At 60.1% G+C, this 17670-nt stretch carries 4 protein-coding genes; 2 read left to right on the plus strand and 2 right to left on the minus strand.

The genetic code is table 11. The annotated features are described in order from the left end of the window. Nucleotides 1-22 precede the first annotated feature (22 nt). Entirely contained in the window at nt 23-1372 is a 1350-nt protein-coding gene (locus J3P81_RS23940) for a TolC family outer membrane protein (protein ID WP_420766500.1), read from the minus strand. Nucleotides 1373-1734: 362 nt separating this feature from the next. Between J3P81_RS23940 and J3P81_RS23945 the strand changes: the two genes are divergently transcribed. Both J3P81_RS23945 and J3P81_RS23950 read left to right on the plus strand, forming a co-directional pair. Next, the gene (locus J3P81_RS23945) at nt 1735-14844 is read left to right on the plus strand and encodes a retention module-containing protein (RefSeq protein ID WP_434561298.1); all 13110 of its coding nucleotides are present in this window, start codon (nt 1735-1737) and stop codon (nt 14842-14844) included. 120 nt (nt 14845-14964) lie between these two features. Next, the gene (locus J3P81_RS23950; RefSeq protein WP_014335964.1) at nt 14965-15303 is read left to right on the plus strand and encodes a hypothetical protein; all 339 of its coding nucleotides are present in this window, start codon (nt 14965-14967) and stop codon (nt 15301-15303) included. A 273-nt stretch (nt 15304-15576) separates the two neighbouring features. Here J3P81_RS23950 and J3P81_RS23955 read toward each other — a convergent pair whose 3' ends face one another. Next, nucleotides 15577-16539, minus strand: coding sequence for an IS110 family transposase (locus J3P81_RS23955; RefSeq protein ID WP_434560453.1), 963 nt, complete (start codon nt 16537-16539; stop codon nt 15577-15579). Between the last annotated feature and the right edge of the window lie 1131 nt (nt 16540-17670).

Below are 17670 nucleotides of genomic sequence, written 5' to 3' on the forward strand. Positions count from 1 at the left end.
TGATAAAAACGGGTGGGAGGACTCAATTCATCCCAGGTAACTGGACCTTGGGTTTCACGTCGTTCTGCACAACCGATGCCAACGGCGCGACCACACCCTGGCTTTTCAGCAACTGGCCCATGGTTGCCTTGATCCGGTACTGGGTGAACAGCTGCACGTTCTTGATTTCCGCCAGGCGACGGGAAGCGCTGAACAACTCGTTTTCGCTGTCGAGCAAGTCGAGCAAGGTACGCTCGCCGAGGCTGAACTGCTTCTGATAGGCCGTGCGCACGTTGGCGCTGCGGTCGACGTATTGCTGGGCGATCGGCACTTGGGCGTTGGCGTTGTTCAACGCGTTCCAGGCCAGGCCCAGTTCTTCGTTCAACTGGCGCAGCGCGTTGTTGCGGATATCCAGCGCCTGGTTGGACAGGTAGGACTTGGATTCCAGGTCGGCCTTGTTACTGCCACCGGCGTACAGGTTGAAGCGCATGCGCAGCATGGCTTGCCATTCATTGTTGTGGCCGTTCTGGCCGTCCAGGTCATTGTCGGCAGTGCGACCCAACTCTGCATCGAAGCGTGGATAGAAGCTCGACTTGGCGGCCGCGTACTGCTGCTCGGCAGCGGCGATATCCGCTTCGGCCGAACGCAGCACCGGGCTGTTGTCTAGCATCTGGGCGCGGGCTTCGGTGAGGTTGGCCGGCAGCAGCGCCATAAAGTCGGCGGGACGCTCCAATTGATCCGGCAGTTGGCCGACGGCGCTGAGGTAATTGGTCTCGGCGTCGGCCAGGTTGGTCTGTTCGGTGATGAGGTTATTGCGGGCCTGGGCCATGCGCGCTTCGGCCTGGTCCAGGTCGGCGCCGCTGCCTACGCCACGGGAGGTGCGCAGCTTGATCTGATCGAAGATGCGTTCGTGGCTTTTGAGGTTTTCCTCGGCCAGGCGCACGAATTCGCGACGGGTCAGCACGTCCAGGTACACCTGGGCCACCGTCAAGCCAGTGCGCTCAGAGGCGTCGAGCAAGGAATAGGCACGGGCATTGACGTTGGCTTGTTGACGCCCCACTTCGCTGGACGTCGCAAAACCGTCAAAAACCATTTGCGACAGGCGCAGGCTCGACTCGCTGCGGTTCAAGGTTTCCCAATGATTATTGGTGCCCGAACGGGTGGTCACGCTGTCGGTGCCTTCACGGCCGTACCCGGCTGCGAGGTCCACTCTAGGCAGGTAGCCGCCCTTGGCAGCCTTGAGCTGATAGTCCGCCGCCAGGCGACTGTTCACGCCCGCCTGGATTTCCGGGTGAACATCCAATGCTTGTTGCATGGCCTGCGGCAAGGTTTGTGCTTGTACGAAACTGGCGGCGAGGGCGAAAGGTAAAGCCTTGAGCAGATGCGAACGCATGGTTGGTTAAATCCCGAAAACGCTTGTCTTGAATCACAGCGAAACGTGGCGCTGCATCGGATGATGGCAACCGGAATGACCGTATGTCGGAAAGTTCAAAACAGGGGTTGGAACACGCACTGAAAGAACAGGTCGCCGCTTAAATATCAATGTGACATTACAGAAGCGATTGTTTAGGATGGCCGGCAGAAGGTCAATAGTTTGGCAGCAACAAAAACCTTCCGCAGTTGCCGCCAATAAACCGTCAAATTTAAAGCGTCAAAACATTTTCCCTTAGTGAGCATGTACGTCCAGACCGCTACGGCCAACGAGGCTGTCGGGTCCATGGAAGTCTACTGAACGTGGTACCCGGAGAGTCTTCAATGAGCAGTGTTATTGCCGTCGTCAAAAGCATTGTTGGTCAGGTTTTCGCCGTATCCCCCGAGGGTATTCGGCGCGTACTCATTGAAGGCGACCGCCTTAACGTGGGCGACCAGTTGGACACCGGCCCTGCCGGTGCCGTCACATTGGAGCTGGCCGATGGCCGCTCGCTGGACCTGGGCCGGGACACCCAATGGAGCGCCAATGATGCGGACTCCTCCACTGATCTGGAACAGGCCGCCGCCCAAGCCGCGCCCTCGGTAGACGAACTGCAACAAGCCATCGCCGCGGGCGTCGACCCGACGACCGCCCTGGAAGCCACCGCTGCCGGCCCAACCGCTGCTGGCACGGGCGGTGCGGCCGGTGGTGGCCACAACTTCGTCGTACTGGATGCCACGGCTGGCAGCGTCGATCCGACAATCGGTTTTCCCACGGAAGGACTCGCCGCGGCTGCCGCCACCGATGACAACATCCTGGGTGGTGACACCACTGCCGATACGACCGCCAACGCCGTGCTCAATGCGACCATGACGCTGAGCGCCACGCCGACCCTGACCGAGGCCGGCGGCGTGCTGGTCTACACCGCGACCGTCACCCAGGCGCCGCTGACCAACCTGACCGTGACCTTGTCCAACGGTGCAGTCATCGTCATTCCAGCCGGACAACTGACCGGCAGCGTCAATGTGCCGCTCGCGCCGAACGACACGGTCTATAACGACCCAAGCCAGATCAGCGTGACTGTCACCGGCACCACCGGCGGCAGCGGCATCGCCGTGACCGTACCCACCACGCCCGCCGTTACCCAGATCACCGACACCGTCGACACCACCACCGTCACCCTGAGCGCAGGCGACACCGTTACCGAAGGCGGTCAGATCACTTACACCGCCACGCTGACCAATCCGGCCCAGACGCCAGTGACCGTGACCTTGAGCAACGGCTCGGTCATTACCATTGCCGCCGGCCAGACCACCGGCACCGTCGCTGTCGATACCCCGCCGAACGATGTCTACAACAATGGCAGTACTGTCAGCGCCACCATTACTGGCGCAACTGGGGGTAACTTCGAGAACCTGGTTCCGAATACGGCGCCTGCGGTCACGACGATCACTGATTCGCTTGACACCACCACCGTGACGTTGACCGCCAACCCGACCGTGAATGAAAACGGCACGATCACTTACACCGCTACCCTGACCGGTGCCGATGGCAAGCCCGTTACCGCGCAAAATGGTCCGGTTACCGTGACCTTGGACAGTGGTAAAACCATCACTATCGCAGCCGGCGCGAGCTCGGGTGTGTTGGATGTAGCGGTCGGCAACGACGTCTACCAAGGTCCAACGACGGTTACTGAATCGATTGCCTCGGCAACCGGCGGCAACCTCGAAGCCATCGCACCGAACACCACGCCAGTCAGCACTGTGGTCAGCGATGTCAACGACACCACTACCGTGACGCTGACCGCTAACCCAACCGTGAATGAAAACGGCACGATCACCTACACCGCCACGCTGACGGGTGCCGATGGAAAGCCGGTCACTGCCCAGAATGGTCCGGTTACCGTGACCTTGGACAGTGGTAAAACCATCACTATCGCAGCCGGTGCAAGCTCGGGTGTGTTGGATGTAGCGGTAGGCAACGACGTGTACCAAGGCCCAACGACGGTTACTGAATCGATTGCCTCGGCATCCGGCGGCAATCTCGAAGCCATCGCACCGAACAGGACTCCAGTGAGCACTGTGGTCAGCGATGTCAACGACACCACTACCGTGACGCTGACCGCTAACCCAACCGTGAACGAAAACGGCACGATCACCTACACCGCGACCTTGACCGGTGCCGATGGCAAGCCGGTCACTGCGCAAAATGGTCCGGTTACCGTGACCTTGGACAGCGGCAAGACCATCACCATCGCAGCGGGCGCAAGCTCGGGTGTGTTGGATGTAGCGGTCGGCAACGACGTCTACCAAGGCCCAACTACCGTCACCGAGTCGATCAAAGATGCAACCGGTGGCAACCTCGAAGCCATCGCGCCAAACACGACTCCAGTGAGCACTGTGGTCAGCGATGTCAACGACACCACTACCGTGACACTGACCGCTAACCCGACCGTGAACGAAAACGGCACGATCACTTACACCGCGACCCTGACCGGTGCCGATGGCAAGCCAGTCACTGCGCAAAATGGTCCGGTTACCGTGACCTTGGACAGCGGCAAGACCATCACCATCGCAGCGGGCGCAAGCTCGGGTGTGTTGGATGTAGCGGTCGGCAACGACGTGTACCAAGGCCCTACCACTGTCACCGAGTCGATCAAAGATGCAACCGGTGGCAATCTCGAAGCCATCGCGCCGAACACCACGCCAGTCAGCACTGTGGTCAGCGATGTCAACGACACGACCACCGTGACCTTGACCGCTAACCCGACCATGAATGAAAACGGCACGATCACTTATACCGCGACCCTGACCGGCGCCGATGGCAAGCCCGTCACTGCCCAGAATGGTCCTGTAACGGTCACGCTCGAAAGCGGTAAGACGATCACCATCGCAGCCGGCGCAAGCTCGGGCGTGTTGGATGTGGCGGTCGGCAACGACGTCTACCAAGGTCCAACGACGGTTACTGAATCGATTGCCTCGGCATCCGGCGGCAACCTCGAAGCCATCGCACCGAACACCGCTCCGGTCAGCACTATCGTCAGCGACGTCAACGACACGACCACCGTGACGCTGACGGCTAACCCGACCGTGAATGAAAACGGCACGATCACTTACACTGCGACCTTGACGGGTGCCGATGGCAAGCCAGTCACTGCGCAAAATGGTCCGGTTACCGTGACCTTGGACAGTGGTAAAACCATCACTATCGCAGCCGGAGCGAGCTCTGGTGTGTTGGATGTAGCGGTAGGCAACGACGTCTACCAAGGCCCTACGACGGTTACTGAATCGATTGCCTCGGCATCCGGCGGCAACCTCGAAGCCATCGCACCGAACACCACGCCAGTCAGCACTGTGGTCAGCGATGTCAACGACACCACTACCGTGACCTTGACTGCTAACCCAACCGTGAACGAAAACGGCACGATCACCTACACCGCGACCTTGACCGGTGCCGATGGCAAGCCCGTTACCGCGCAAAATGGTCCTGTAACGGTCACGCTCGAAAGCGGCAAGACGATTACCATCGCAGCGGGCGCAAGCTCGGGCGTATTGGATGTAGCGGTCGGCAACGACGTGTACCAAGGCCCTACCACTGTCACCGAGTCGATCAAAGATGCAACCGGTGGCAACCTGGAAGCCATCGCGCCGAACACGACGCCAGTCAGCACCGTGGTCAGCGACGTTAACGACACGACCACCGTGACGCTGACCGCTAACCCAACCGTGAACGAAAACGGCACGATCACTTACACCGCCACCCTGACCGGTGCCGATGGCAAGCCGGTCACTGCGCAAAATGGTCCGGTTACCGTGACCTTGGACAGCGGCAAGACCATCACCATCGCAGCGGGCGCAAGCTCGGGTGTGTTGGATGTAGCGGTCGGCAACGACGTCTACCAAGGCCCAACTACCGTCACCGAGTCGATCAAAGATGCAACCGGTGGCAACCTCGAAGCCATCGCGGCTAACACGACGCCAGTCAGCACCGTGGTCAGCGATGTCAACGACACCACTACCGTGACCTTGACCGCCAACCCGACCGTGAACGAAAACGGCACGATCACTTATACCGCCACCCTGACGGGTGCCGATGGCAAACCCGTCACTGCCCAGAACGGTCCGGTTACCGTGACGCTCGAAAGCGGCAAGACGATCACCATCGCAGCCGGTGCAAGCTCGGGTGTGTTGGATGTGGCGGTCGGCAACGACGTCTACCAAGGTCCAACCACCGTCACCGAGTCGATCAAAGACGCATCCGGCGGCAACCTCGAAGCCATCGCGCCGAACACGACGCCAGTCAGCACCGTGGTCAGCGACGTCAACGACACCACCACCGTGACGTTGACTGCTAACCCGACCGTGAATGAAAACGGCACGATCATTTATACCGCGACCTTGACCGGTGCCGATGGCAAGCCCGTTACCGCGCAAAATGGTCCTGTAACGGTCACGCTCGAAAGCGGCAAGACCATCACCATCGCAGCCGGTGCAAGCTCGGGTGTGTTGGATGTGGCGGTCGGCAACGACGTCTACCAAGGTCCAACCACCGTCACCGAGTCGATCAAAGACGCATCCGGCGGCAACCTCGAAGCCATCGCGCCGAACACGACGCCAGTCAGCACCGTGGTCAGCGATGTCAACGACACCACCACCGTGACCTTGACTGCTAACCCAACCGTGAACGAAAACGGCACGATCACTTATACCGCCACGCTGACGGGTGCCGATGGCAAGCCGGTCACTGCGCAAAATGGTCCTGTAACGGTCACGCTCGAAAGCGGTAAGACGATCACCATCGCAGCCGGTGCAAGCTCGGGTGTGTTGGATGTGGCGGTCGGCAACGACGTCTACCAAGGTCCAACGACGGTTACTGAATCGATTGCCTCGGCATCCGGCGGCAACCTCGAAGCCATCGCACCGAACACCGCTCCGGTCAGCACTATCGTCAGCGACGTCAACGACACGACCACCGTGACGCTGACGGCTAACCCGACCGTGAACGAAAACGGCACGATCACTTATACCGCCACGCTGACGGGTGCCGATGGCAAGCCGGTCACTGCCCAGAACGGTCCGGTTACCGTGACGCTGGAAAGCGGTAAAACCATCACCATCGCAGCCGGTGCAAGCTCGGGTGTGTTGGATGTGGCGGTCGGCAACGACGTCTACCAAGGTCCAACGACGGTTACTGAATCGATTGCCTCGGCATCCGGCGGCAACCTGGAAGCCATCGCACCTAACACCGCTCCGGTCAGCACTATCGTCAGCGACGTTAACGACACGACCACCGTGACGCTGACCGCCAACCCAACCGTGAATGAAAACGGCACGATCACCTACACCGCCACCCTGACCGGTGCCGATGGCAAGCCCGTCACTGCTCAGAACGGTCCGGTTACCGTGACGCTGGAAAGCGGTAAAACCATCACCATCGCAGCCGGCGCAAGCTCGGGTGTGTTGGATGTGGCAGTGGGCAACGACGTCTACCAAGGCCCAACCACCGTCACCGAGTCGATCAAAGACGCATCCGGCGGCAACCTCGAAGCCATCGCACCGAACACCACGCCAGTCAGCACCGTGGTCAGCGACGTCAACGACACGACCACCGTGACGCTGACGGCTAACCCAACCGTGAACGAAAACGGCACGATCACTTACACCGCCACGCTGACGGGTGCCGATGGCAAACCCGTCACTGCCCAGAATGGTCCTGTAACGGTCACGCTCGAAAGCGGCAAGACGATCATCATCGCAGCCGGTGCAAGCTCGGGTGTGTTGGATGTGGCGGTCGGCAACGACGTCTACCAAGGTTCAACCGCCATCACCGAGTCGATCAAAGACGCATCCGGCGGCAACCTCGAAGCCATCGCGCCGAACACCACGCCAGTCAGCACTGTGGTCAGCGATGTTAACGACACGACGACCGTGACGTTGACCGCGAACCCAACCGTGAACGAAAACGGCACGATTACTTACACCGCCACGCTGACGGGTGCCGATGGCAAACCCGTCACTGCTCAGAACGGTCCGGTTACCGTGACGCTGGAAAGCGGTAAAACCATCACCATCGCAGCCGGTGCAAGCTCGGGTGTGTTGGATGTGGCGGTCGGCAACGACGTCTACCAAGGTCCAACCACCGTCACCGAGTCGATCAAAGACGCATCCGGCGGCAACCTCGAAGCCATCGCGCCGAACACGACGCCAGTCAGCACCGTGGTCAGCGACGTCAACGACACCACTACCGTGACCTTGACCGCCAACCCGACCGTGAACGAAAACGGCACGATCACTTACACCGCGACCCTGACCGGTGCCGATGGCAAGCCGGTCACTGCGCAAAATGGTCCTGTAACGGTCACGCTCGAAAGCGGTAAGACGATCACCATCGCAGCCGGTGCAAGCTCGGGTGTGTTGGATGTGGCGGTCGGCAACGACGTCTACCAAGGTCCAACGACGGTTACTGAATCGATTGCCTCGGCATCCGGCGGCAACCTCGAAGCTATCGCACCGAACACCACGCCAGTCAGCACTGTGGTCAGCGATGTCAACGATACGACCACCGTGACCTTGACCGCTAACCCAACCGTGAATGAAAACGGCACGATCACTTATACCGCCACGCTGACGGGTGCCGATGGCAAGCCGGTCACTGCGCAAAATGGTCCGGTTACCGTGACCTTGGACAGTGGTAAAACCATCACTATCGCAGCCGGAGCAAGCTCGGGTGTGTTGGATGTAGCGGTTGGCAACGACGTCTACCAAGGTCCAACGACGGTTACCGAATCGATTGCCTCGGCATCCGGTGGCAATCTGGAAGTCATCGCGCCTAACAACACGCCAGTCAGCACTGTGGTCAGCGACGTCAACGACACCACCACCGTGACGCTGACCGCTAACCCGACCGTGAACGAAAACGGCACGATCACTTACACCGCTACCCTGACCGGTGCCGATGGCAAACCCGTCACTGCCCAGAACGGTCCGGTTACCGTGACGCTCGAAAGCGGCAAGACGATCACCATCGCAGCCGGTGCAAGCTCGGGTGTGTTGGATGTGGCGGTCGGCAACGACGTCTACCAAGGTCCAACCACCGTCACCGAGTCGATCAAAGACGCATCCGGCGGCAACCTCGAAGCCATCGCGCCGAACACGACGCCAGTCAGCACCGTGGTCAGCGACGTCAACGACACCACTACCGTGACCTTGACCGCCAACCCGACCGTGAACGAAAACGGCACGATCACTTACACCGCGACCCTGACCGGTGCCGATGGCAAGCCAGTCACTGCGCAGAACGGTCCGGTCACCGTGACCTTGGACAGCGGTAAGACCATCACCATCGCAGCCGGCGCAAGCTCGGGCGTGTTGGATGTGGCAGTGGGCAACGACGTCTACCAAGGCCCAACTACCGTCACCGAGTCGATCAAAGATGCAACCGGTGGCAACCTGGAAGCCATCGCGCCAAACACGACTCCAGTGAGCACCGTGGTCAGCGATGTCAACGACACCACTACCGTGACCTTGACTGCTAACCCAACCGTGAACGAAAACGGCACGATCACCTACACCGCCACCCTGACCGGTGCCGATGGCAAGCCGGTCACTGCGCAAAATGGTCCGGTTACCGTGACCTTGGACAGTGGTAAAACCATCACCATCGCAACCGGAGCGAGCTCTGGTGTCTTGGATGTAGCGGTAGGCAACGACGTCTACCAAGGCCCTACGACGGTTACCGAATCGATTGCCTCGGCATCCGGCGGCAACCTCGAAGCCATCGCACCTAACACCACGCCAGTCAGTACTGTGGTCAGCGACGTCAACGACACCACTACCGTGACGTTGACTGCTAACCCGACCGTGAATGAAAACGGCACGATCACTTACACCGCTACCCTGACCGGTGCCGATGGCAAGCCCGTTACCGCGCAAAATGGTCCGGTTACCGTGACCTTGGACAGCGGTAAGACCATCACCATCGCAGCGGGCGCAAGCTCGGGCGTATTGGATGTAGCGGTAGGCAACGACGTGTACCAAGGCCCTACCACTGTCACCGAGTCGATCAAAGACGCATCCGGCGGCAATCTCGAAGCCATCGCGCCAAACACGACTCCAGTGAGCACTGTGGTCAGCGATGTCAACGACACCACTACCGTGACGCTGACCGCTAACCCAACCGTGAACGAAAACGGCACGATCACTTATACCGCCACGCTGACGGGTGCCGATGGCAAACCCGTCACTGCGCAGAACGGTCCTGTAACGGTCACGCTCGAAAGCGGTAAGACGATCACCATCGCAGCGGGCGCAAGCTCGGGTGTGTTGGATGTGGCGGTGGGCAACGACGTCTACCAAGGCCCTACGACGGTTACTGAATCGATTGCCTCGGCAACAGGTGGCAACCTCGAAGCCATCGCACCTAACACGACGCCAGTCAGCACTGTGGTCAGCGATGTCAACGACACCACTACCGTGACGCTGACGGCTAACCCGACCGTGAATGAAAACGGCACGATCACCTACACCGCCACGCTGACGGGTGCCGATGGCAAACCCGTCACTGCCCAGAACGGTCCGGTTACCGTGACGCTGGAAAGCGGTAAAACCATCACCATCGCAGCCGGCGCAAGCTCGGGTGTGTTGGATGTGGCAGTGGGCAACGACGTCTACCAAGGCCCAACCACCGTCACCGAGTCGATCAAAGATGCAACAGGTGGCAACCTCGAAGCCATCGCGCCGAACACGACGCCAGTCAGCACTGTGGTCAGCGATGTCAACGACACCACTACCGTGACGCTGACGGCTAACCCGACCGTGAATGAAAACGGCACGATCACTTACACCGCGACCTTGACGGGTGCCGATGGAAAGCCGGTCACTGCCCAGAATGGTCCGGTTACCGTGACCTTGGACAGTGGTAAAACCATCACCATCGCAGCGGGCGCAAGCTCGGGTGTGTTGGATGTAGCGGTTGGCAACGACGTCTACCAGGGTCCAACGACGGTTACCGAATCGATTGCCTCGGCATCCGGTGGCAACCTAGAAGCCATCGCACCGAACACCGCTCCGGTCAGCACTATCGTCAGCGACGTTAACGACACGACCACCGTGACGCTGACCGCCAACCCAACCGTGAATGAAAACGGCACGATCACCTACACCGCCACGCTGACGGGTGCCGATGGCAAACCCGTCACTGCCCAGAATGGTCCGGTCACCGTGACGCTCGAAAGCGGTAAGACGATCACCATCGCAGTCGGTGCTAGCTCGGGTGTGTTGGATGTAGCGGTCGGCAACGACGTCTACCAAGGTCCAACGACGGTTACTGAATCAATTGCCTCGGCATCCGGCGGCAACCTGGAAGCCATCGCACCTAACACCGCGCCGGTCAGCACCGTGGTCAGCGACGTCAACGACACCACTACCGTGACCTTGACCGCCAACCCGACCGTGAACGAAAACGGTACGATCACCTACACCGCCACCCTGACGGGCGCCGACGGTAAACCCGTCACCGCGCAAAATGGTCCTGTAACGGTCACGCTCGAAAGCGGTAAGACAATCACCATCGCAGCCGGCGCAAGCTCTGGCGTGCTCAATGTCGCGGTCGGTAACGATGTCTATACCGGTGCGCCGTCCATTACCGAGTCGATCAAATCGGCATCCGGCGGCAATCTGGAAGCCATCGTCGTTGATAAGACTGGCGCATCGACTGCTGTAGGCGACACCGTCGACAACACCACTGTCAGCATCACCGGCAGCTCATCGGTCACCGAAGGCCAGGCGGCTACCTATACCGTCAGCCTGACGAACCCGGCGCAAACCGAGGTGACGGTGAAGATCGTCTACAGCGGCACTGCCGCCGACGGCTCGGACTTCACGGGCGTTTACACCGTGAAGATCCCGGCCAATGCCACCAGCGCCAACTTCAACGTGGCAACCCTGGACGACAAGATCACCGAAGGCACGGAAAACTTCGTGGTCAAGATCGACTCCGCCACCGGCGGTAACTTCGAGCATCTGGCGGTCAGCGGGACCAACGGCAGTGTCAGCACCTCGATCATCGACAACGATGCGGCGCCGGTGCTCGACCTGGATGCCAACAACTCCAGTGGCAAGACCGGTGCCGATTACCAGGTGACCTTCACCGAAGGCACCACCGGCCCAGGCGTGTCGATTGGCGATACCGACCTGAAGATCACCGACCCGGACAGCACCATGCTGACCGGCGCCACCATTGTGCTGACCAACCGTCAGCCTGGCGATCATCTGAACCTGGGCAATAGCGTCAACGGCATCAGCATCAACGCCAACAGCACCGACGGCAAGGTCGTCCTGACGCTGACGGGCAATGCGACGCTGGCCGATTATATGCAGCAGATCAAGAACATCAGCTTCATCAACAACAGCGAAGACCCGAGCAGCGTACCGCGCGTCATCACCGTGACGGTGACCGACGGCGCCAGCTACTCCAACACCGCCACTACCACGGTGAACGTGGTCGGCGTCAATGATGCACCGGTGGCCGCCGGTGGTTCGGTGACCGGTACCGAGGACACTTCGCTGGTCCTCGGCTGGTCGACCTTCGGCGTCAGCGACGTGGACAGCTCCGCCGCCAGCCAGGGCGTGAAAATCACCGGGTTGCCAGGCGATGGCAAGTTGCAGTACCTGGATGGCGCGACCTGGAAGAACGTTGCCAACAACCAGACCTTCACCAAGGCCGACATCGACGCCGGCAAGTTGCGCTTCACCCCGGATGCCAACGAATCCGGTGCCAATGGTTATGGCGGCAGCGGCGTGGGCAACAAGCAGGCTGACTACGCGCAGATCAAATTCCAGCCAACCGACGGCCAGGCCCTGGGCAACACCGGCACCGTGAAGATCGACATCACGCCAACCGCCGACGCGCCGACCCTCAACGTAGCCGGCAACAACGTGACCTCCACCGGCCTGATCAAGGAAGTCTGGACCGGGCTGTCGGGCCTGGGCACCGATGGCAACGGCGCGCCGTCGGGCACGCTCAAGTCAGTGATCGATGCCGCCGGCACGCCGAACAGCAGCACCAACGTGAGCAACGTGCAGAACGACGGCAACGTCAATCCGGGCACCGCGTCGAAGACCTCGGGGCTGATTTTCCTGGAAGCCGGCAAGATCTATACCTTCAGCGGCACCGGCGATGACAGCCTGCTGGTGACCATTGGTGGCAAGGACGTGGCGGGCATTACCTGGGGCGCCGGTGGCAAGCTCAATGGTTCGTTCACCCCGACCACCAGCGGCTACTACACCCTGGACATCTACCACCACAACCAGACCGGCCCGGGCAGCTATGACGTGAACCTGTCGGTCAACGGCAGCACGCCCGTGGACCTGAGCAGCGCCGGCATACCGCTCTATACCGGCGTCGCCGACCTGACGAACGCTGGCGTGTCCGTTTCCGACCTGCACGGCACCAATGGCGAAGGCTACTACGACGGCTTCAAGCTCAACGAAGGCGCCGAAGGCGGCAGCGTCAACCTGTCGAAGATCACCACCGCCCTGACCGACACCGACGGTTCCGAAAGCTTGAGCGTGAAGATCGGCGGCATGCCTGAAGGCAGCGTCCTGAGTGACGGCGCGGGTCACACCGCAACCGTGGGAGCCAACGGCGAAGCCTCGGTTACCGGCTGGAACCTGGGCAGCCTCAACCTGACGCCGCCGACCTATTTCAACGGCCAGATCAACCTGACAGTGACGTCGACCTCCACCGAAACCCTCGGCGGGTCGGCGACGACCACGGCACAGATCCCGGTAACGGTGCATCCGGCGGTCTACAACGCTGCGACAGCCACTTCCGGCAGTGACAACGTCACCGGCACCGACGGCAACGACATCGTGGTCGCCGACATCGGCGGCCTGACCGTGGTGCCGGGCGTCAACTACAACATCGCGTTCATGGTCGACAGCTCCGGCAGCATGAGCTCGTCTTCCGTTACCGCCGCGAAGAACTCGCTGACCCAGGTGTTCAACACGCTCAAGCAGAGCATGGGCAGCAACTCCGGGACGGTGAATATTTTCCTGGCGGACTTCGATAACCAGGTGAACCAAACCGTTTCGGTCAACCTCAAGGACCCGAACGCGTTGGCGTTGCTCAAGAGCGTCCTGGACTCGATGGATTCCGGTGGTGGTACCAACTACGAAGACGTATTCAAGACCACCGCCAACTGGTTCAAGAGCAGCGAGGCCATGAGCAACTCCGGTGCGAAGAACCTGACGTACTTCATCACCGACGGCCAGCCGACTTACTACCAGAGCGACGAAGACACAAACCCGGATATCTACAACGGCGTGAAGCTCGACAGCTTGATCACCACCAGCAATTACAAGCTGGGGCAGACGTTCAGCGCCGCACTGGACAGCACCCACCGTGTTCAGGTCGACAAGTCCGGCAACGTCACGCTGCAAACTTGGAAAAAGTCCTGGGGCGGCTACTGGAGCGAAGAGAACCTGGGCACGCTGCACGCCCAAGGCGACGGCACCTATGAGCTGTCGTACCGCGACGGGACCGGCAGCAGTACCGACTCGGCCGCCACCAGCAACTCCGCGAGCGCCTTCGCGCTATTGAGTTCGGTATCGGGCGTAGAGGCTATCGGCCTGAACAAGGGCGTCACTCTGTCCGACCTCGCACCCTACGACTCGGACGGCAAGCCGCAAACCAACATCGACCCCAAGGACCTGGCCAACTCGATCATCGGCCACACCGAAGCGACGATGCCGGGAGCCGATACGGTCAACGGCGCGGACGGCAACGACATCCTGTTCGGCGACCTGGTGAGTTTCAACGGCATCGCCGGCGAGGGTTACCAGGCCATCCAGTCATTTGTCGCCCAACAAAGCGGCGCGGACGTCAGCAAGGTCACCACCAGCAACGTGCACCAGTACATCACCGAACACTACACCGCGTTCGATGTGTCCGGCGCACATGACGGCAACGACACCCTGCTGGGCGGTGCCGGCAACGACATCATCTTCGGTCAGGGCGGCAAGGACTTGCTGGACGGTGGTAAAGGCAATGACATCCTGCTCGGCGGCAGCGGTGCCGATACCCTGATTGGCGGCACGGGCAACGACACCCTGATCGGTGGTCTGGGCGGCGACACGTTTGTCTGGAAAGCCGGCGACACCGGCAATGACGTGATCAAGGACTTCAAGGCCGGCGACGGTGACCGGATCGACCTGCGGGACCTGTTGCAGGGCGAAACCGGCAGCACCATCGATCACTTCCTGAAAATCAGCACGGTCGATGGCGTGTCCTCCTTGCAAGTCAGCACCACCGGCCAGTTCAACGCGGCCAACGGTGCGGCGGCGACGCCAGACGTGACGATCAAGCTGGAAGGCAACAACTGGTCGAACATCAACCTGAACTCGCTGATCGCCGGCAGTGATCCGACCATCAAGATCGATCACAACAACAGCTGAGGCTGACACACATCCTGTGGAGAGGGAGCTGGCTCCCTCGCCATGGGATAAGTGTTCATACTCCCCCCAGTTGGCCTATGCTGCCCAGCATGACGCCGCTTCATACATGAGGGATGCCCGATGTTTTATGTGCAACGCGATGCACAAGGCCTGCTGGTGCGCGTGGAAGCCACCGCTTACGCCGAGGCCACCGAGACCTTGCCGGCCGACAACCATGAGATCCAGGACTGGTTCGCCAACCAGGCGGTAGAAAACAGCCTCAAGCAACTCAAACAAAGCGACCTGGAGATGATCCGGGTACTCGATGACTTGATCCAGGTGCTGACCAGCAAAGGCGTCATCCGCGTCACCGACCTGCCACCAGCGGCCCAGGCCAAGCTGATGGACCGCAACCAGGCCCGTGAAGCGCTGGGTGGGTTGAGTCGGTTGATCGATGACGATGAGAAGGGGTTGATCTAGCCTGCCGCCAAGGCTGGCGCCATTGCCTGCAGCACACCGAACCTGTGGCGAGGGCGCTTGCTCCCGCTGGCCTGCGAAGCATGCCCCAGCCCGTCTATATGCGAAACCGTGTTGGCAGGTTTTACGACTGCTGCGCAGCCGAGCGGGAGCAAGCTCCCTCGCCACGAATTTTTTGGTGTCTGGGCTGACGCTATCGCGAGCAGGCTCGCTCCCACGGTAGATCAGTGTTGACCCTTTATATTCCGGCTCGACACAGATCCAGTGTGGGAGATTCTATGTTGCAGGGGAACCCTGCAGCATAGAATTAGAGCGATATTCGCTCTGGTTTTTCATCAGGGCGAATGCCACCCGACACAATTTACGGGCGAGGCTCACCAACGCTTGGGTTCTGGCGAAACCTCTTGCCAAGCAGGACTCGTAGTAAGGCTTCCAGACTGGAGACCGGCAAGCCGCCATTGCTGCGGTGTGTGCCAAGCGTCGCAGCTCGCCATCTCCTTTCTTGCTCAGGTGTCTGGGACTGTGTTTTTTTCCGGAGTCTTTTGGCCTCAGGTCCATCCCTAAAAAGGCAATGAACGCATCGCCGCTGGCGAAGTCACCTCGCATGAATGCGGTCGCCAGGCTTGTTGCCGTCAGTTCGCCCACACCCTCAATGGCTTTGCAGCGGTTGATATTCTCAGTAATCCCCGCCCCTTGGCTGGCTTCACGCAATAACTTCTGAATGGCCCGATCGCTTTGCTTGAAGGCGTCCAGTTGCTGGGTCAGGATATCTTTCAGAAGCGGTTCGCTCGACCAGCTCAGCATGAGGCTGACGCGAGCTTTGATCAGTTCTGCACGCTTGCGTAGCAGGCTTCTTAGCACTTTGTAGGCATCTGAAGGTGGTGTCCAGGCACGTAACCGTTGCTGTTCATTCGTCAGATAACGCGCCAGCAAACGTGCATCACAAGGGTCGGTTTTTGCCCGCTGCCCAATGCTTTCGCGGTAATGGGCCACACGATAGGCATCCACAACATAAACCCTGTGCCCCATCCCATGGGCCAGTTCAGCCGTATCCAGGTGATAAAAGCTGGTGGCTTCCAAGGCAATCAAGCTTTGCGCTGGCAACATTTTGAGCCAACGGACAAGGGCTTCACGATTGTTATCGACGATTTGAATGCTTTTCAGATCCTCGCGATAAGCGACAATTTCAGCCTTGGCGACATCAATACCGATAACCGCTGGAGAGGTAAGGATTGTCATCTCGAATCCTCGGAGCTAGGGTTTAGATGCTTGTCGGGGTCTACCGTAGCGCTGGCTTGCTTCTATCGTCGGTTTTACCGATGAATTCCTTATCGGCGCTTTAGGTAGAAAGGGCGGGATGAGAAGTCTCCCACGGTCCGTACTGGCTAGAGTCGGAATCGAGCTTTTAGTCCTGCCCACCCCTTCAAGTCTAAACATACAAGCGAGCCTGCTCGCGATAGCGGTCTTCGGTTTATTACGGGGCTGTCAGGCTGGCGCTTGCACTTCAAGCCGATCCATCGCCCGCTCCTCCGGCGCGACCCACAACCGCCATAAAGCGCTTGCGCGTCGTCTTTTAACCGGCTTGCCGCCAGTGTCACCGTTTTTTCGATGACAAACTCAGACTAGCCGCTATCGGGGCATATCCGTTGCTGCGGTAAAGGCTGCTGGCGGTTCCGCTCTTACAGCGGGTTACTTTTTTCAGACGCCAAAAAAGTAACCAAAAACGCTCCGCCCCACCACTCGGCACCTCGCCTAGGCTCGGTGTGCCCTCACTCCGGCATTGCTCCGTGGGCCGCCGCGAAGGGCCATCCATGGCCCAGCGCGGCTACCTCGGCATCCATGCCGAGGTACCCACTGCGCAATGCCTGCGTTCGGCCATCGTGGTTAACGGGCCCTTCCAGATCAAGATCAAGATCAAGATCCAAAGCAAGAGCAGGAGCATCTCGGCACTTATTTAGATGAACCACCGCTATCGCGATCAGGCTCGTTCCCACATGGGTTTGCAGGTGTTCACAACCTTGCACACAACCCAAAAACCTGTGGGAGCGAGCTTGCTCGCGATGAGGCCAGCACATTCAACATCAGCGGAAACTGACCCTCCGCCTTCGCGAGCACGCTCGCTCCCACAATTGGAGTACGACCAGGAGACCCAGGTCGGCCATACCGCCGCCTCGCTTTCGCTTTCGCTTTGCTTTGCTTTTGCTTTTGATCTGCCAGGCCCCGTTAACCACGATGGCCGAACGCAGGCATTGCGTAGTGGGTATCCCGGCATGGATGCCGGGATAGCCGCGTTGGGCCATGGATGGCCCTTCGCGGCGGGCCCACGGAGCAATGCCGGAGTGAGGGCATGCCGAGCCTAGGCGAGGCACC

It is taken from the genome of Pseudomonas sp. R1-6 (assembly GCF_051132115.1).
Classification (GTDB): domain Bacteria; phylum Pseudomonadota; class Gammaproteobacteria; order Pseudomonadales; family Pseudomonadaceae; genus Aquipseudomonas.